Genomic DNA, 18,400 nt, shown 5'->3' with positions numbered 1-18,400 from the left:
CTAGTTACCTAAACTCACCGTATTTTTTTAACCACCACTCGACCACAGGGATTTGCCATTCATAGTCAACATCGCAGCCGGCCTCTTGATAAAGAGGTAAAATTTTCTGTCCCATCCACTTTTGCGGAAGCATTCCATCTTCCAAATGCAGTAAATTTTTGGGACGAACAATGGAAACTCCCATATCTGCAAATAATACATCACCTTGGGAATCCCGATCACAATTCAAAGTTTTAGGGTCTCCAAAAGTTTCAAAGGGAACGAATGGCTGAAGAAAACCATTGGAATCTTTTTTACGAGCACGCAGTGGTGACCACATATTGTATTTTGATACGGTAACCGCAGAATCTGCGTCTTTATTTTCCCGTAATTGTTTGATGCCTTCAGATATAGTATCAGAAGTAACTGTGGCTGCATTACAAAAGAGTAATACAACTAATTCAATCGTCTGCCCAGGATTCCTTTCCTGAATCACCGAGAATCCATGTTGATAAGCATGTTCACCTAATGCTTCTTTGGTTGCAAGGTGAGGTGGCCGATCAATTACCTCAACCCCCTCCGCGATTGCCAAATTTTTTAGGTCTGGATCGTCAGTAGACAAATAGACCTTATCGATCTCTTTGGTCCGTTTCGCAATATTCATTGGGTACCAGGCCAATGGTTTTCCCATAATGGGAAATGTATTTTTACCTGGAAATCCAATACTACCTTTTCTTCCAAGAAGAAGTGCTACGATCATATAAATCCTATAAAATCCTTTAATTTATTTCCTGAATACTGAACTGAAAAATCACTATTATCTGTTTCCCGAAGGATAAACTGGATTCCCGTTTCGTTAGCAGCCAACCAATCAGTTTTACTATCCCCGATCAAAATAGAATCTTCTTTTATGATATCGTGGTTTTGTAATGTCCACTGGATTGCATTCGGTTTTTTCGTGGGCGCACCAAAAATATGATCAAAGAGTGAGACGATTTTCAATTGAAGCAAAATTTCTTCGATTTCTTTTTGTGGTGTTCCGGTAACAATAACAAACTTTTGATGATTTCGTTTTTGATTTAACAATTGTTCTACCCCAGGAACCCAAGGAGAAGAAATTACTTTTTGAACCACTAAATTTGCAAACTGATCTAGATATTGACTGATCACCTGCTCCGTTGGATGTATACCAACCCAATCCAAATAGAGCGGAATTTTCTCCAACCGAGAGATCCCTCCATATTCTAGATGGTGTGATTTAATTTTCTCTAAAATATTTTTGGGTGCCTTAGGAAACAAAGCAAGATAAGCATCTGTTTTTACATCGACCGAATCTTTAATGACTCCATCAAAATCCCAAAAGATGAGTTTGAATTTTTTTAATGAATTTATAATCTATCTAACCCATACCTGGTTATACGTATTTTTAAAAACACTATCATTAAACATTTCTGCATGTCGTTTCTCCTTAAATTTTAATCCAGCAGAAACTAATAGTTTTTCAGAATTGCGATGCTGCTCGGTAAAATCTTCATTAATTTCAATACTAATGCTTTTTACTTTTTTTAAAGTAGCCTTGGCTCCAGCAAGAATCAATTGTTCAATTCCATCAACATCCATTTTAATATAATCAGGTGCAGGGATTTTTAGATATTCGATGACCTCATCAATGGATAGTCCAACAAGTTGATATTCAAATGCCTTCTTTAGCGCCTTTCCATCATGACCGTAGTCTTTTCCAAATGTAGAAAGTGCCCCCCCCCAATCAGTACTAGTCATATTTAATTTACTAATAGAAAGCCTATCCGATAACGGGATCGGTAAAACTACAATTTTATCTGATAAATCGTTGTTAAAGATATTCCTAGATAATAATTCTAAATTAAAGACAGACGGTTCAAATGCAAAGACTTTACAATTTCTTGCTTTTGCTGCATAACAAGAATAAAGACCTACGTTAGCCCCAATATCCCAAAATACAGAACCTTGTGCTAATCCGTCGATCCACTCCAATGTTTCAGGTTCTTTGGTAGAAAATGTAAGTGCGCGGAATCTATTGAGAGAATTTGGGACAACAAATTGTAAATCCAATCCATTGTGATTAACTCGCAAAACTTCTTGCCAAGAATTTCTCAAAATAATATCGAAAAACTCTCTACCGATCCTAATTCGAATTAGGACATTATAAATTAACTTAAAAACTTTCTTTAACAATCTTAATATAGCTTTCTTCACTTTTCACCCACTCTACTTATTTGTGATATTCTTGATTTCATCAATCAATTGCAATAACCCCTGACCAAGATCCACATGCATAGGAGGAATGTATTTTCTTCCTAACTTTGGTTGGTAAGCATAAGGTGTTCTCACATAATGCCCTACTTGATCACCTTCTAAAAATTCTACTGAATCGGGCCTTCCTAGGATTTCTGCGAGCATCTTAAGTAGCTCGATAACTCTCATAGGTTCTTGCCCAGTTAAAACAACACTTTGGTTTTTAAACTCATCCCCCATTGCGACGACACTTGCCCGAGCTGCGTCCTCCACATGGATGTATTCTCTTAAACTGTCAGCACTCCCCTCATATGTAATCCGCCCTGTTTCTAAAGCAGATTTTACAATACGATAAAGCCCATTTGAATCATCAGACCTTGGTCCATACAAGGACCCATACCTTAGAATCGTAAAATCCAAACCAAAACACTTTTGATATTCCTCAATATAACTTTCTGATGCTTGTTTGCTACACCTGTAGAAACCACCTTCACGGCTATATACATACACTGTACTTGCGTATAGGAAGCGTTTGATCTTATGTTTTCTACAAGCTTCCAAAATGTACGTATTTCCTAGTACATTGATACGAATTGTATCCACTGGTTTATCTAAAGCTTGGTTTAAATCAGCAAGTGCTGCAAAATTGTAAACGATATCAAATCCAGCTACTATTTCGGAAACAATCTTTTCATCCAATAGATCGCCAGAAACAAACTTTTGATCCGAACGCAACCAAGGAGATTTTAACAAATCAAAAATAGTTACTTCATGACTTGCATCGCTCAATGCATCTGCTACATGAGATCCAAGAAAACCTGACCCACCAAATACTAATACCTTCATTGATTTTCCGTTAAATAAAATAATTCTGTGGTTTTCAATCCTTTCACTTTTGTTGCAGGAAGATCATCTCCCTTTAGAACTCTATCCACAATTCTTTGTTTTGTGTCCCCTGAAACTAGAAACAAAATATGATCGGATTGATTGATTCTTTTAATGGAAAGAGATACTCTACTAGAAGGTGGTTTCGGAGAATTAAAAACAGGTATTGCATTTGGTGCCGATTCAGATTCTCCTAAATCATTTCCAGGAAATAAACTTGCCGTATGTCCATCTTCACCAATACCTAGAATTGCTAAATGAAACATAGAAACATCCATTAGGTGTGTTTCATATTCTTTGAACATTTCTTCTGGATTGTCCGAAGAGAAAGAATGAAATTTTGACAACTTTAATATACTAGATCCCAAAGCTTCTTTGACCATCGTTTCATTTCGATCCGAATGGCCCTTGGGATAAGATCGCTCATCAGCTAACCAAAAATTAACTTTTGTCCAAGGAACATTCAAATCTGCAAATTTTCTGTAAATGGGAAGCGGCGTATTTCCACCGGAAAGCAGAATATGAATTTTCTCTTCCTTATCATATTGAATCAAATAAGATTCAATTTTCTCTAAAATAGATTTTACACTAAACTTAAATAATGTCGGATTTCCCACTGGCAATACTAACTTTTACTTTCTATAATTAGCTGATTAAAAAACTTACTCCAACGGAATAACCAATTATTTGAGAGACCACCCAACGCAACTTCATTAAATTTCTCGCGCGCTATTTTAACTGAATCGCTTTCCCACCAGCTATCAAGATCGTCCCAAACGGAGGATACATGATTGGCGGCCAAAATTGGATCAGTAAAAATGATTTTATTCAATTTCAAAATTTCTAGCAATTCATCAGCAACCGGATCAGTTTCGAAAAAATCCATTAAAAGCAGTATTGTTGGCCTGCCAGATGCCATCGCCTCTGAAAAAGTTGTTTGCGGGTAAGTGCAAACGATAAATCGAGAATCAGAATAGATATGTTGATATGATTTACTTAAAGAAATTTTTTCCCTGCCAAATATATCGGTATAACGATTTTTCGTATCCCAACCCTGATTTGGGTAGGGCCAAATCTGTAAATCCTTACTCACAGTATCACTTAACGAGTTACAAAAAGTCACAGTATCATCAAAATGATCTATCACAAGGCTCGACATCGGAGCCGCTTCTGCTCGGTAAGCATAACGAAGCAACTCCATCCCTATCATAGTGCAGTATCGTCCACGTCTCGAAATTCTTTTTTCGATAATCTTACTAGGCGGCAATTGTCTTTGTTTCAGGTTTGCTGCTTTAAACCAAGTAACCATACAATTCGAAATGTCTTCCTCGTGATTAAACATAGACATTTTCGGTGGGATTGATCCTCCATGCGAAGAAATTACCAACTTCGTATTTTCTTTGCTAGCCTGTGCCATCCACAGTTTGAAAGGTTCATGCCAAAAATGAGCATTGGCAGTAAAAATAATTTTAGGCTGGTACTTGATTTTCCTCACAGCATAGTACAAATCCGAAAATGATTCCAAATAAGATTGAGGAATTTCTTTAAGAATATCATACAAAACGAAATCTTCAAATGAATTCTTCGGATCAAAAGGAATACTCTCTAACCTAAACAAAGACTTCTCATGAGCGCCAATCTCAAATTCAAATTCGCTGGCATAAGAACGTGGCAATTGGTTGAGAAAAAAATTCAAAAGGTAAAAATTTTTTCTGTTAAAATAAGAATGAAAAAACAGGACTTTCTTAGTTTTCGAATCGAATAAGGATCCTATTTTATCAACCAGGTTTACTAGCTTCTGCTTTAATCCGACTTTCTTTAATTCTCGATATGATTGCTCTTGAAATACAAATAATTCTTCTATCGACAAAGGATTAATTTTTTCTTTATATTGAAACAAAAGTATTTCTTGATATTTACGGAAATTCCAAAGATCGCTTCCGATAAACTGTAAAAACTCTGAATAGTCGCTCGGTTCGGCGAAATTCAAAGAATTTAAACTCACAGCAGTATGATAGCTATCTTCTTTTTGAAAAGCTATGCGCAAATTTTCCCAACGGTCCCAAATGACAGAAACATATGTCAATAACCAAGGACCAATCAGAATACGCCAAAATTTTTCTTCTTCTTCTAGTCCATGCCAAATGTTTAATTTTTGAACCAAAGCAATTAAGATTCTCTCATAGAACTCTTTTAAATAATCGTGATCTATTCCTAGCTTAGACCTATCTCTCCAATGATAAGGAATAACCTCAAAATCTAATTTTTCCCACTCACGCTTTCGATGATATAATTTACACCACTCTCCGAGAAAGACCACAGAAGATTCACTAAACCAAGTACTCTCCAAGGCTGTTGTTATTAATACTTTTTTACTCATTAAAATTGCAAAATAATCAAGTCCTTAGCAAATCCCAGGTAACAGGCGTTCCTCTTGCGATGTCGACACTGACTTTTTTCCCAATGACATTCATTTCAAATTTGGGAGGTAGCCCAAATCCGGGCCGAATCCTTCTGATATGTTTTTGCTCTATTACTTGCCCAGCTTTTAGATCTTCTACAAAATACAAAGATCGTCTAAATTTGGCATTGGCCTCTTCGGCTGGTTTTCTTTCATACCCTGCTTGGCCTAACGCACGCCAAGCATCCTTTGTATCACGACAAAGTAATCTCAACTCCTCAGGTGTAATGGAAAATTCGGAATCTGGTCCTTTTTCTGCCCTATCCAAAATAAAATGTTTCTCAATGACAGTGGCACCTAAGACTACGGAGGCGATTGAGGCAGTATTGGTAATTGTATGATCAGATAATCCAACTTGCACTCCAAACTTATTTCGCATATCCGGAATCGTAAGCAGATTGGATTGGTCCACTGGAGCCGGATAACTACTGATACAATGTAACAATATCAAATCCTTACAACCGGCAGTCTTAGCTGCATCCACCATTTCTTCAATCTCAGCCAAGTTCGCCATTCCAGTGGACATGATCATAGGTTTTTTTGTGGAAGCTATGTATCGAATGAGAGGAAGGTCTGTAGCTTCAAAAGAAGCCACCTTATACGCAGGAGTATTTAAACCTTCAAGTAAATCTACTGCCGTTTCATCAAATGGTGTGCAAAATAAGGTGATTCCTATTTTCTTTGCGTAATCAAAAATTTCTTTGTGCCATTCAAAAGGCGTTTCAGCCCATTTATAAAGATCATACAATTTGTATCCATCCCACAAACCACCATGAATTTGGAAATCTTCCAAATCGCAATCAATGGTCATTGTGTCAGCCGTATAGGTTTGAATCTTAATGGCATCAGCCCCTGATTCTTTGGCGAGACGAATTGTCTCTAACGCTCGTTCGATTTTACCGTTGTGATTTGCAGATAATTCTGCGATGATATATGGGGGATGGCTGTTACTAATTTCTCGGTTATCGATAGTTATAGTATTCATATTTTTATCCTTAAAAGAACAAATGATGCGAAGAGGATTACTCTATTGTTTTCACAAACTTTAAATTGTCATTAGACTCTGACTCTAAAAGAAATTCATTTTTTTGAAATGCACGTTGAGAGGCAACATTCTCTTTTTTTACAAAACCGACACAAACAATAGACCCCTTCTGTGCTGATGATAAATATTCCACACCCTTCGAAATCAAAGTTGTTCCGAGCGACATTCCTCGAAACTTCGCATCCAATAGAAAACTAATTAAAAAATAGTTTTGTTCTATATCCCGATCAAAACGAATTTGCCCCGCAGGAAAACCATCGACCTCTAAAATTAAAATCAACGAATTAGGATTTTTTAATTTTTGAAAGTACCAGTTTGAATGGTCGGACCATTCGATTTTTTCGGTGTTAAATGAGGCCTTTCTCACTTCTGGTTCATTGGCCCAATCAAATACAAGCTTACAATCATCTTCTGTCGCTCGTCGAACACTCAGATGCAAAGATATTCTCCAATAGAATCTAATTTTTCTTTTTGAATCTCCTGAATTCCTTGAAATTCAACAAATCCCCGAATGTTATTTCTTTGATTTTCCGCGGTTTCTATAACAATCATCGGAACACTGCAGGCATCCAATTCATACATTGTTTGCCCGCCAGCAGTGATAGCAAAATCGACATTCAACATTAGCTCACACATCTTTTCAGCATTTAAGTTTTTATAGAAATATGTTTTCTGATCTGCCAAATTTTTCAATTCAAGAGCATTTGCAAAGCCGGGACCAATCACAAAATGTTTTTCCATTTGGGAAAATTTATTAACTAATATTTCTAAAATTTTCGAAGAAAAATTGTTTGGATCCGAACCACCGAGAGTAATTAGAATTTTTTCAGGCGGTTTCTTTTTCTGTTGAATGGGTAGAACTTTCCGGAATGGTTTTCGCAAAAGGACTTGGTCCTTACCGGTAACTATCTTATATTTTTCTTTATCATATCCTAAAAAGAGGCCAGGGTAACCTGGATTCAAGATTGTCGATCCAGCCGGATACTTGAGACGATTGTCATCATCTATACAAATTAGCTCTAAACAATAAGACTTAAGAATATTATATATATTCAAAGGAGCTAAATAGGAATCTACATAGAAAGTCTGGCGTTTATCAGGAAGGCTTTTAAGAAAACCATTCAGATCTGTTTCACTAGTCCAAACCTTCTTTAAAATTTTACATGGAAAATCCCAATTCGGAAAACTTTCATCAGTATGGACGACCAAACGAACATTTTTTCCATTCTCTATTAATTTTTCTGCAAGAGCAGTACAGCGACCTAAGTGTCCAAGCCCAGTAGAGACCAGTGCTTCCGTAAATATAAGTATCAATATTAGGAAATTCCGATTTCGAAGTTTTTACGTACGGAAACACCTGCTTTGTACAAATATTTCTTTGCCTCTGCTGGTGTTTGATCCGTGAATTGAAATATACTTGCGGCGGCAACGGCAGAAGCTTTCCCAATTATTATAGCATCCACCATATCTTGATAACTACCCGCACCACCAGAAGCAATGACAGGAATCTTTACATTAGATGTAACTAAACTGATTAACTCTAAATCGTAACCTTCCATTGTACCGTCGCGGTCAATAGACGTTAATAGGATCTCACCTGCACCCCTGGATTCCAATTCCTTAACCCAATCGATAACTTTTCGATCAGTATTTTTGGTTCCAGAATGACTATAGCACAAATATCCATCAGGACTATGTTTTACATCGACCGAGGCGACTACACACTGAGAACCAAATTTTTTAGCTGATTCTTCAATGATACGAGGGTTAGTGTATGCAGAAGAATTTATACTAACTTTATCTGCACCATAACGCAAAACTTTCGTTATATCTTCAACAGATTGAATTCCGCCACCTACAGTGAACGGAACATAAGACTCATTAGAAACACCTTCTAAAGTATCGAAGTCGGGCGATTGGCCAGAGACACTTGCCGAGATATCATTTAGAATTAACTCATCCACATCTCTTGCATTAAAAACTTTAATAGCAGGAAGTAATGATCCAATTCTTCTCCAACTATTAAAGCCAACTCCCTTCACCAGACCCAAATCTTTCCAAAGTAACGTTGGAATAATTCTTACTTTGACCATTCTTTTTGCTCTAAAAAATTAAGTAACAACTGTCTTCCCGCTTTGGAACTTTTCTCTGGATGAAATTGAACTCCCATAACATTTCCATTTCGAACTGAAGAAGGAAAATGAATTCCATACAAACATGTTGAGGTTATATTTTCTGGTTTTTCACAATTAAATACAAAGCTATGTACAAAGTAAAAATCAGTTTGATCGGGAATTTTAGCAAACAAAGGATCAGAATGCTTTTCTTCAATCTCATTCCATCCAACATGGGGAATCCGCTCAGAACATCCTAGTTTGTCAAATCGCTCTACTCGACCTGGAATCAAACCTAACCCCTCGTGACCACCACCTTCTTCACCAAAAGTGGCTAACATCTGCATACCAAGACAAATTCCAAGTAAGGCATTTTTATCTTCTAATACATATCGATGAAGTTCGGAATTCCAACCTTCTTCTTTTAGCCTCGACATTCCATCAAAGAAAGAACCTACTCCAGGAAGAATCACTCTTGCGCAGTCCCAAATATCTTTTGGATGGTTTAATATTTTGCAAGTGAATCCAATATCTTCGACCGCTTTGACTACGGAACCTAGATTTCCCATTCCATAGTTAATTACTCCAACTTTCATACGTTATCGTAGTTAACTTTTGTTAGATTTCCGTATTTGTCCCTTAAAAGCTCACCACTAGAATCTTTAACAAAAATTTTCTTATTTGTGAACCTATCACATATTTTTTGAAACTCAGGAAGTGAAACGTCGATTCTTTCCAACATTTTTTCTAACGGTTTGCCTAAATATGTCCAAGGAAATTTTCCGTCTCTTTTTCTAACTACTTCCATTCCATCTTTTCGAGTAATTCTACCTCGTCGGATATGTAAAGATGCTTGGTCTGTTGCTCTAGCAAATCCATACTTTAAAAATTTAAAATAATCGTGAATGCCGTGCAAATTGTTATCTAAATTTTCATAATCAACCATAGAGCCTTCACAAGGTTCGCCATATGAATGGAACCCATTCGCTTGCGCAATCAAAACATTCGCTAATCCATCCCAAGGAAGATAGTGTCCTAAAAATAATCCAGTAACACCAACTCGTTTTAATTCTTCATCTGTTGGATACTGATATGGAATTAAATTTCTTTCACTAATACCATATGTAGCAGATAAGTCAGATACTCTTAAACCTAACAATCCTCCGAACTCCTCCAACCATCTCCGAGTTAAAACATTATTTTCCGCAGCTGCTGCAGGACCACCATACTCATTTTGTGAATTTTCACCCCATACTACCAAAGGAATATTAAATTGCACGGCAGCACGTACGGGAATTGTAAAAATACCAACATGCTCTGGCCAAGCGATATCGCCTACCTCAGTTAGCCCGATTTTATTCAATTGCGCACGAACAATTGGATTTGGAGAAAATTCAACCAGGTCGACGCCTAATTTTTTAATATTTTCTATGTTTTTCCGACCAATATCAGATAAATCACAGGTCGTTGCGGTAACACAAAGGGGAGTTAGACCTAATTGTAACATTCTTACAACTTGATAAGTACTATCTTTACCACCACTCACTGGAATAATACAATCCCAATTAGATCCTTTACTTCGATATTTATCAACTATGATATCAAGTTCTTTCCTTCTAGCTACCCAATCTACTTCTACCCGTTTTTCATAGGATCTACACGCATTGCAGACTCCTTCTTCGTCAATATGTAGGTCTGGCTTTGTGTGGGGCATTACGCATCGAATACAATATTTTATCATTTCCTAGTCCTCTAAATACACTTACAATTATATAACTTTTGATAAATGGATCAAAGCTGATAGATTAATTACCAGGCCAACCTTTACCTATAAGAATGTAATGATCGTCTTTGTAATCCGGTCTTTTATTTTTTGATATTCTAAACTCACAACGATCCTCGACACGTTCCAATTTGACTTTATCGATTAATCGTTCACTTAATGATTCACTAAAAAATGGATCTGGGTTTTTTAATTCCCACTCCCAATTGTCGTTGCGGAACCAAATTTTCGGATTTCTATGTTGATCAAGAATAAAGTTAAATCCTGTCTCCGTCATACCAATCCAATCTAAAAAAAGTTTAAGTTGTTTAGGTGATTCTTTAGCATATTTCTTTATTAAAACGATTCCTTCTTCCCTGATCAATCTTCTTAATCGGATTTCTCGACAAACATGATCCGTTATCTTCCCATAACCATGTTTCAGGAATTTAATATAGTCATGAACATCTGAATAATTAAAACAATCGACATCATTGTATGTATCAAACGTCCGCGTTTGCTCTGCACTTTCATAACCATACAAACCAATCATTTTTTCATGTTGAGCCTTACTATCCCATCGAATATAATTATTTAAATATATTCCCCTAACTCCAATCCGCTCAATTTCCTTATCATGAGGATATGCATATTGAACGATATCTGCCTCTTCAATACTATCAAAATCATCTACTAGATCTTCAGCTTCATATCCCATCAAATCATGTTCTTTTCTATATTTGCGGGTCATTTCCACCTCATCGAAATGGGAATACATACCTACTTGATCGATACCTTGATGAGCACCCCAAATGATTAATGGAATTTTAAATTTTACAGCTACCTGTACAGGATAAACGGTTTGTCCTGCAATACAATGCCAATAGATACTACCTAACTTTCTTAAAGTTGCTCTTGTAATCTTTTTAACTGTATCTGGATTTACAGTAAGCGTCATTATATCACAATTAAACTGAACTCTTAAATTTGCTAGGTTCCGAATACCGCGATCCGTATTATACTGCTTATTATAAGTTACAAGCAGAGGATTTAACCCAAGAACGTTTTTAACGGTATGAACTATAAAATAAGAATCTCTAGCCCCACTAACAGGAACTATGCAGTCATAGTTATTCCCAGACTGGTTTCGATAAGCGTCCGTTATTACTTTTAGCTTTTCAAATCTTGATTTCCAATTAATTGTATCCTTTTCCTCATGAACTCGACATCCACTACAAACCCCTTCCTCATCAAAGGTAATATTTAATGGATGCAAATCAGAATAGAGACAACGATTGCATATTTTCATATAACTTCTTTCTCGATACGTAGAAACAGCATTTCTTCCAAATCGCGATCAGCTTTTTTTGCTAACCTAAGATCTGAATCAAATTTCGAGTCAATATAATCTGCATAAGTTTCCAAACGTATATTTTCTTTTTTTGATACCACTGATTTTGTTATGTTTACACTATGTTCAGTAAAATGGAAAAAATTACCTGCTGCGGCTGCCGAAACATTTGATTTCTCAAAAACCGTTTCAATATCTTTTCCATTTTTTGCGCCGCCGCAGCATATCACAGGAATATTCACTGCATCACTAATGCTGCAGATGAGTTCGATATCATATCCTTTGTAAGATCCATCTCTGTCCACTGAATTCAGAAAAATTTCACCTGCGCCACTATCTGATAATTTTTTTGCGAAGTCTATTGGCGACTCAGTAGTTGATTTTTTATTGACATAATCGTAGACTTTGTATCCATTTTCAGTTTTGACAACATCAACTGATGCCACGACACATTGATTTCCATACAAGGAAGCTATTTTTGAAATCAATTTGATATCATTTAAAGAGGCTTGGTTGACCGAAACCTTGTCTGCACCCGCATTCATTAATTCACTTACTTGACTTGTGTTCCGGATTCCTCCGCCAACGGTTAATGGCACATAACATTTTCTAGCCGATTTTCGAATCAAATCGTAATTAGGTGATAAATCCTCTTTAGATGCTGATATATCTAAATAAATAATCTCATCAATTCCCCAAGATGTTAAAAATTCCAATGCGATTTCAGGTCTTCCAATCGGTAAAAACTTTCTAAAACCAATACTTTGGACAACGACTCCATCTTTAACCAGTATAACTGCAATAATTCTTTTCTTTAACATACACTACACAGAAGTCAAAAAACTTCTAAATAATTTAAGTCCACTGATATGGCTTTTTTCTGGATGAAACTGAACCCCAAAAACATTTTCTTTTTGTACTGACGCTGTGAGGCGAATTCCATATTCGCACCATGATGATACAAACGCAGGTTCACATTCAAAATGGAAACTATGATCAAAATAAAAGTTAACGTGATTTGAATTTTTATTAAACAAAGGATCGGTTTTTTGAATTGTTATATCATTCCAGCCAACATGAGGAACCGGCAAATGAGAAGAAGTTACTATTTTTACAACCTTTCCTGGTATCCAGTTAAGACCTTGGTGCAATCCATTTTCCTCTGAGCTAGAAGCAAAAAGCTGCATACCTAAACAAATACCGAGTATTGGTTTTTTTCGTCCGATGACTTCTTCCGTGAGAATTTTGTCCAAATTTCGAGCTGCAAGTTGTTTACAAGCCTCATCAAACGCCCCAACGCCAGGGAAAATCAATGCATCCATTGATTTTATTTCCGTCTCGTCCGAAGTTATATAAACTTTAGAATAACCTAAGTATGTGAGTGCATTTTGTATCGAAAATGTATTACCCACCCCATAGTCAACAATGCCAATTCTTTGTGTATCGTTCAGAGACCAACTCCTACAACAAATTTTGGTTTATATTTTCCTAACCCAATTTTTTCAAATAGTTCAGAGTTTACAGACTGATCCACCTGTTCCCAAAATTCTTCTACAGTAATACCTATATAATTAGCAAATTTTTCAATGTATTTCGGTGAACAAGTTCCATCATATTTTTTAACTAACTGAACCCCATCCTCTCTAGTCATAATACCATTTCGAATATCTTCGTTTACGTAATCCGTAATTCTACCGAATCCATATTTCAAATATTTTATCATTTGATTAAAAGTAACAAAATCTTCATCCAAAGAAGTAATGCCGTATGGATCGCCTATCTCCCAAGGTTTTTCATCACGAATGTCCAATCCTCGTAAAATTGAATATATTCCATTGTTTAACAAAGACCAGTCTTTCCAAAAATAACCCAAAAATGTGATTCGAAGATTTGCTTGCTCCATTTCCTCAGGTGATGGATAGCAGTATTGTAAAATCTGATTTTTCTTTATTTCATCGCTAAGCAGCCAAGTAATGTCTCCACCATTAAGAGTATTCATTTTCCTAAGATTATTGCCATCACTGCCAGATTTACCCATTATCGCTGTTTCGCCAACCTGAAGGGCAGAATTTTCTCCCCACCAAATAAGTGGGATTTGATAGGCAATTGCCAACTTGGGAACACTACTGAACAGGGCAAGCTCTGTAGATCGAAAACTATTGGTATATTGTTTGAATCCTTTTCGTTTTAGATCTTTCCAGATTCCAGGCGCAGGATTAATAGTGATACAATCAAAACCATGAGAGATCATATTTGATATATTTTGAACACCACGTTCTGTCACTTGCTCCGGGGGATAACCAAGTGATACGAGGAGTGGTCTCATCTTCAAAATCTCTTTTACGAATAGCGCTTGGCGTAAACTATCTTTACCACCGCTCACTCCGATAATACAATCGTAGCCCGAACGATTGTTAGCTCTTCCAAACTCAACTATCTTTAGTAATTCTTTCTTTCTTTCATCCCAATTAACTTCTTTGAGAGATGCATGGTATTTACATGCAGGACATATTCCATCATTGTGAAAGACAGAATTTGGTCGCGTATCAGGTTGAAGGCAAGTTTTACAGTATTTCAAAGTATTTCACTGTTTTACAGATTTTTTGCGATAATCCACATATTGGAAGACATTCCAGATTCCCGAATAAAATTTTGGAACATTTCTCCCACTCTATCCCACTCATCAATCAACACTTCTTTTAAAAAAGGCTGATTCTCTAAAGAGAAATCACCACTTAAACATTTGTTCCTAACCAGTTCAGCGTCAAGTTTTCCTGGTGTCTTTACATCAAGAATCTCAAAACCACAATTCTTTAACAAATTACCGAGTGATTCAGGGTTAAAATAATTTAAATGCTCATGATCAACTGTATCAGATACATTCCCTAGCACAGAGATATCAAAACCCTTTCCATTAGGACATGTAACAATAAATAAACCACCTTTTCTAAGAAGTTTTTTACATTTAGTTATAAAATCCATCGGAGAAAATAAATGTTCAATGACTTCAAAATTTACGACTACATCGAACTTTTCGTCCTCATTAAAAGTGACTTGTTCAATGGGCTTCTCTATTACGGTTATTCCTTTATCCCGACAAGTTTGTGCTAAATTTGGGGTGGGCTCAATCCCAACTACTTTTTTAAAATAATTTCGTGACAGCATTTCTGAACAGAACGTACCAAAAGCTGCACCAACTTCCAATATGGAATTAGGTTCGACATTATATTTTTTACAATACTCTATGACTGCATCAACCCTTGGCAAAAATATCTTCTGCCTGCGACTCTCTTCAGATGCAGGGAAAATATATTTATTCCAATACTCATAGTTTACTGAATTCGCATAAAACTTTCCTAAAGTTTCGTCAGTTGGTCGAGGAGAAATGTAAAACGTATCACAATGGATACATTCCAAGTAATCTAAACCATACTTAATAAATTTCTTTCGATAATCAGATGAATCGCAAGCGGGGCAATTGACCGAAACGAACTTGTCTCTATCACCAAGAAGCATTGCCACATCTTTCAAAACGGCAATTTTTTGATCTGCCATAAGCGAAGACGGTCTTATCTCATTTTCATTGAGCTTTCTATTATTTGTCATCTTCTCTATCCTTTTTTAAATTAAATAATTGAACGAAATGCATAATAATTCCTTATCTAAGATTCAATAGTTTGGTTTACCAACTGGAATAGCACTTCTGCTCTTTTCCAATCTTCCAACGTATCAATATCTTGAACCCGCCATCGAGGGAGTTCAACGATTGTCGACCAAGGCTCAAAAATACGTTTCCCCTCCAACCAAGAACTAGCTTTTCCAATATAAAATTGGCCTGCATCATGGTATGCCTCTGGCAAATCCTGCGAACGTGTGTTGAAATGTTCAGGAAAAAACATCTCAACACCATCGTCTTTGTCTTTACGAAATGATCTAAATATTGGGAAACCAAAAGAGGTCGCTGCAAAGACAAATTCCCAATTGCCTGTGGAAAATTTTTCATAGGCTTTTAGTAAATCGCTAACCTGTATTAAGGGAGCGGTTGCGTAAATACAACACACTGAACTTGGTTTTTCGCCAATCTCTATCAACCATTCAATGGCATGTGAGATCACTTGGGTTGTAGTCGCATAGTCATTAGATAATTCCTCTGAACGTAAAAAAGGAACCTCTGCTCCCAAGGATCGCGAAATATGGGCAATTTCTTCGTCATCCGTGGATACAATGACACGTTCAAACAACTGACTTTCTTTTGCGGCATGAATGGAATGCGCAATCATCGGCTTACCAGAAAAAGTTTTTATATTTTTTCTTGGTATCCTTTTACTACCTCCCCTTGCCGGAATCACACAAATCTGACTCAAAATAATACCTGGTGACCAATTGGTTTTATGATAGCTTCTTTCACTCTATCCTGATCTTCCGTACTCAACTCTGGGAAAATAGGCAAACTGATTACATTCTTATAATAATTTTCTGCTTCGGGGAAACTGCTATAAGAATAGTTATATCTTTTTTGATAATACGGCTGATGGTAAATTGGAATATAATGAACGTTAACTAAAATTCCTGATACTCTCAATCTTTCAAAAATTTCCTTTCTGTCAGCCTTTAGGTTCTTTTCTAATACTTGAATGATATAAAGGTGAAATGATGACTTTGAATCAAGTGATTCCTGCGGAAGTTTTAACGGTAAATCTGCAAGAATTTGATTATAATAATCTTTAATCTCATGCCTTCTCTTCACAATTTGATCCAATCGTTTCATTTGAGAAATACCAAGAGCTGCTTGTATATCATTCATCCTATAATTATAGCCAAGATCTAACTGCTGGTAAAACCAAGGTCCATCTGGGGCTTCTGTCATCTCTTTTGGATTACGAGTGATCCCGTGACTTCTTAACCGATACATTGTATTCTCAAGTTCAGCATCATTTGTAGTACACATACCACCCTCTCCAGTTGTGATGATTTTCACCGGATGAAAGCTAAAAACAGTAATGTCACTAAATTGACAAGATCCTACTTTCCTACCCTGATATTCTCCACCAATCGAATGTGAGGCATCCTCAATGATTCTAAATCCAAATTCCTTTCCCAATTCAGAAATTTTTTGCATATCACAGCTTAGCCCAGCTAAATGGACTGGAATGACAACTTTGGGAAGTTTACCCTCTTTCTCTGCCCTTATCAGCTTCTCTCTTAAACTGTCTACGCTCATATTATATGAGATCGGGTCAATATCTACAAAATCAACATCCGCCCCACAATACAAAGCACAATTGGAACTAGCAACAAATGAAATAGGACTTGTCCAAACAAAGTCACCTTCTTTTACGCCAAGGGCAAGGCATGCTAAATGTAAAGCAGACGTTGCACTATTCACAGCGACTGCATATTTACAAGATACATATTCACAGACTGCTTTCTCGAAAGCTGCCACTTGGGGGCCTTGGGTGAGGAAATCAGAATTTAAAACATCTAAAACGCTATCGATATCAGATTGATTGATAGAGTGTCTTCCATAAGGGATCTGTTTCATTTTTATACGTTCCTAAAATTAAACTTACTTACTGTGAAGTCAAAAAGTCGAAATCATTTCTTATAAATTGAAAGAGGATTTCAGAAAAGATTGCTATTGATCCAAATCCATTATAGTCTGAATAGAATCTGCTGCCTTACTAAAACTATCGATATATTCCCTATCAATAATTTCTGTATTCTCTTGATAATTTCTTTGAAGTCCGAAATAGCTTTCATAAGAATCATACTTAAAATCAGGAGATTTGATTCCCTTTGGCAAAATAACCAATACATCCAATCCAGCAGATGCTTTCAAAACTCTTGCTCTGTATTCAGAATAATTTGCCTCGTTATACTCGAAGGGTTTATAGTTGGCATAAAAATGACCGAGCATAGGTGGAACACCGAAATAATCACAACCAATGATAATGGCTTTTTTAAAGCCTAAATATTTTGCTGTTGCCATCATTACATCTGCCGCAGCAGCACAATTTGAAAAGACTCCGGCAAGATCGTGTTTATAAGTCTCTTTTTCACCAAAATGATAAAAAAAACTTACGTTCTTTGAGCGCGCGATTGTAGAATAAAAGTTTGTGATACTGGTAAAAAAATGAACTTGCGGATTTCGAGAAATCAATCGCTCAAAAATTGACCGCACTTGGTTCACTTGGAATTTCCGCATAAACCCGTATGTATTAAACAAAATTCTATATAGTAAATACGTATCGGTTAAAACATTGTATTTTACATTTAAACCTTCAAGTCTCTTATCAATTAGTGCATAGGAGCAGGATATAATTGGCATATCTTTAGGTAATTTAGAAATATCGTAATATTTAATGGAACCACCATTACCCAAAAGAATACAAGTCTCACCGATATGTTTATCTTTAAAAACCTGATTTTTCTTGATTATAAAACGATGAGAACTCCAGAATAACACCAAAGCCTTTCGTACAAAGTTATACGGAAGAGTAAATAATTTACGTTTCAATAAATGCAACAA

General features: G+C 36.2%; 20 protein-coding genes. All 20 read right to left on the bottom strand.

Annotated elements, in window-relative coordinates:
• Nucleotides 1–4 precede the first annotated feature (4 nt).
• The 20 genes from LEP1GSC195_RS02495 to LEP1GSC195_RS02400 all read right to left on the bottom strand — a co-directional run bounded on the left by LEP1GSC195_RS02495 (nucleotide 5) and on the right by LEP1GSC195_RS02400 (nucleotide 18,388).
• Nucleotides 5–739: an acylneuraminate cytidylyltransferase family protein gene (locus tag LEP1GSC195_RS02495; RefSeq protein WP_015679985.1), complete on the bottom strand. Its 735-nt coding sequence runs from the start codon at nucleotides 737–739 to the stop codon at nucleotides 5–7.
• Nucleotides 736–1,344: an HAD family hydrolase gene (locus LEP1GSC195_RS02490; RefSeq protein ID WP_269571207.1), complete on the bottom strand. Its 609-nt coding sequence runs from the start codon at nucleotides 1,342–1,344 to the stop codon at nucleotides 736–738. The genes LEP1GSC195_RS02495 and LEP1GSC195_RS02490 overlap by 4 nt, the downstream gene beginning before the upstream one ends.
• 30 nt (nucleotides 1,345–1,374) lie before the next feature.
• The gene (locus LEP1GSC195_RS02485) at nucleotides 1,375–2,214 is read right to left on the bottom strand and encodes an FkbM family methyltransferase (protein ID WP_040506228.1); all 840 of its coding nucleotides are present in this window, start codon (nucleotides 2,212–2,214) and stop codon (nucleotides 1,375–1,377) included.
• Between the two features lie 12 nt (nucleotides 2,215–2,226).
• The gene (locus LEP1GSC195_RS02480) at nucleotides 2,227–3,099 is read right to left on the bottom strand and encodes an NAD-dependent epimerase/dehydratase family protein (protein ID WP_015680175.1); all 873 of its coding nucleotides are present in this window, start codon (nucleotides 3,097–3,099) and stop codon (nucleotides 2,227–2,229) included.
• Nucleotides 3,096–3,755, bottom strand: a complete 660-nt coding sequence (gene pgl / locus LEP1GSC195_RS02475) for a 6-phosphogluconolactonase (protein ID WP_156827624.1) — start codon at nucleotides 3,753–3,755, stop codon at nucleotides 3,096–3,098. The genes LEP1GSC195_RS02480 and pgl overlap by 4 nt, the downstream gene beginning before the upstream one ends.
• An 8-nt stretch (nucleotides 3,756–3,763) precedes the next feature.
• Entirely contained in the window at nucleotides 3,764–5,518 is a 1,755-nt protein-coding gene (locus LEP1GSC195_RS02470) for an LIC12162 family transferase (protein ID WP_015679944.1), read from the bottom strand.
• Between the two features lie 16 nt (nucleotides 5,519–5,534).
• A complete protein-coding gene (pseI, locus tag LEP1GSC195_RS02465; protein WP_015679806.1) occupies nucleotides 5,535–6,584 on the bottom strand; it encodes a pseudaminic acid synthase in 1,050 nt (349 codons plus the stop codon).
• A gap of 37 nt (nucleotides 6,585–6,621) precedes the next feature.
• On the bottom strand, nucleotides 6,622–7,083 hold the full coding sequence (locus tag LEP1GSC195_RS02460) for a GNAT family N-acetyltransferase (RefSeq protein ID WP_015679980.1): 462 nt from the start codon (nucleotides 7,081–7,083) through the stop codon (nucleotides 6,622–6,624).
• Nucleotides 7,074–7,958, bottom strand: a complete 885-nt coding sequence (locus LEP1GSC195_RS02455; protein ID WP_015680107.1) for a hypothetical protein — start codon at nucleotides 7,956–7,958, stop codon at nucleotides 7,074–7,076. The genes LEP1GSC195_RS02460 and LEP1GSC195_RS02455 overlap by 10 nt, the downstream gene beginning before the upstream one ends.
• Before the next feature lie 2 nt (nucleotides 7,959–7,960).
• Nucleotides 7,961–8,737 (bottom strand): imidazole glycerol phosphate synthase subunit HisF, encoded by a 777-nt coding sequence (hisF, locus tag LEP1GSC195_RS02450; protein ID WP_015680032.1) that lies wholly within the window; start codon nucleotides 8,735–8,737, stop codon nucleotides 7,961–7,963.
• A complete protein-coding gene (gene hisH / locus LEP1GSC195_RS02445; protein ID WP_015679984.1) occupies nucleotides 8,725–9,354 on the bottom strand; it encodes an imidazole glycerol phosphate synthase subunit HisH in 630 nt (209 codons plus the stop codon). Before hisH (LEP1GSC195_RS02445) ends, hisF (LEP1GSC195_RS02450) begins: the two co-directional genes overlap by 13 nt.
• Nucleotides 9,351–10,499 (bottom strand): N-acetyl sugar amidotransferase, encoded by a 1,149-nt coding sequence (locus LEP1GSC195_RS02440; protein WP_015679918.1) that lies wholly within the window; start codon nucleotides 10,497–10,499, stop codon nucleotides 9,351–9,353. Before LEP1GSC195_RS02440 ends, hisH (LEP1GSC195_RS02445) begins: the two co-directional genes overlap by 4 nt.
• Before the next feature lie 64 nt (nucleotides 10,500–10,563).
• Nucleotides 10,564–11,829: an N-acetyl sugar amidotransferase gene (locus tag LEP1GSC195_RS02435; RefSeq protein ID WP_015680178.1), complete on the bottom strand. Its 1,266-nt coding sequence runs from the start codon at nucleotides 11,827–11,829 to the stop codon at nucleotides 10,564–10,566.
• Nucleotides 11,826–12,692 (bottom strand): imidazole glycerol phosphate synthase subunit HisF, encoded by an 867-nt coding sequence (gene hisF / locus LEP1GSC195_RS02430; protein WP_015679958.1) that lies wholly within the window; start codon nucleotides 12,690–12,692, stop codon nucleotides 11,826–11,828. The genes LEP1GSC195_RS02435 and hisF (LEP1GSC195_RS02430) overlap by 4 nt, the downstream gene beginning before the upstream one ends.
• A 3-nt stretch (nucleotides 12,693–12,695) precedes the next feature.
• A complete protein-coding gene (gene hisH / locus LEP1GSC195_RS02425) occupies nucleotides 12,696–13,298 on the bottom strand; it encodes an imidazole glycerol phosphate synthase subunit HisH (RefSeq protein WP_269571206.1) in 603 nt (200 codons plus the stop codon).
• Nucleotides 13,299–13,318: 20 nt separating this feature from the next.
• Nucleotides 13,319–14,449, bottom strand: coding sequence for an N-acetyl sugar amidotransferase (locus tag LEP1GSC195_RS02420; protein ID WP_040506225.1), 1,131 nt, complete (start codon nucleotides 14,447–14,449; stop codon nucleotides 13,319–13,321).
• 14 nt (nucleotides 14,450–14,463) lie between these two features.
• Entirely contained in the window at nucleotides 14,464–15,477 is a 1,014-nt protein-coding gene (locus LEP1GSC195_RS02415) for a methyltransferase domain-containing protein (RefSeq protein ID WP_015680041.1), read from the bottom strand.
• A 56-nt stretch (nucleotides 15,478–15,533) separates the two neighbouring features.
• A complete protein-coding gene (gene pseF, locus LEP1GSC195_RS02410; protein WP_040506224.1) occupies nucleotides 15,534–16,235 on the bottom strand; it encodes a pseudaminic acid cytidylyltransferase in 702 nt (233 codons plus the stop codon).
• Nucleotides 16,232–17,413: a UDP-4-amino-4,6-dideoxy-N-acetyl-beta-L-altrosamine transaminase gene (gene pseC / locus LEP1GSC195_RS02405; protein ID WP_015680062.1), complete on the bottom strand. Its 1,182-nt coding sequence runs from the start codon at nucleotides 17,411–17,413 to the stop codon at nucleotides 16,232–16,234. Before pseC ends, pseF begins: the two co-directional genes overlap by 4 nt.
• A 93-nt stretch (nucleotides 17,414–17,506) precedes the next feature.
• Nucleotides 17,507–18,388, bottom strand: coding sequence for a hypothetical protein (locus LEP1GSC195_RS02400; protein ID WP_198012756.1), 882 nt, complete (start codon nucleotides 18,386–18,388; stop codon nucleotides 17,507–17,509).
• Between the last annotated feature and the right edge of the window lie 12 nt (nucleotides 18,389–18,400).

Origin of the sequence: Leptospira wolbachii serovar Codice str. CDC (assembly GCF_000332515.2) — a bacterium.
GTDB classification, from domain to species: domain Bacteria; phylum Spirochaetota; class Leptospiria; order Leptospirales; family Leptospiraceae; genus Leptospira_A; species Leptospira_A wolbachii.
This window is presented reverse-complemented; position numbering and strand designations above follow the sequence as displayed.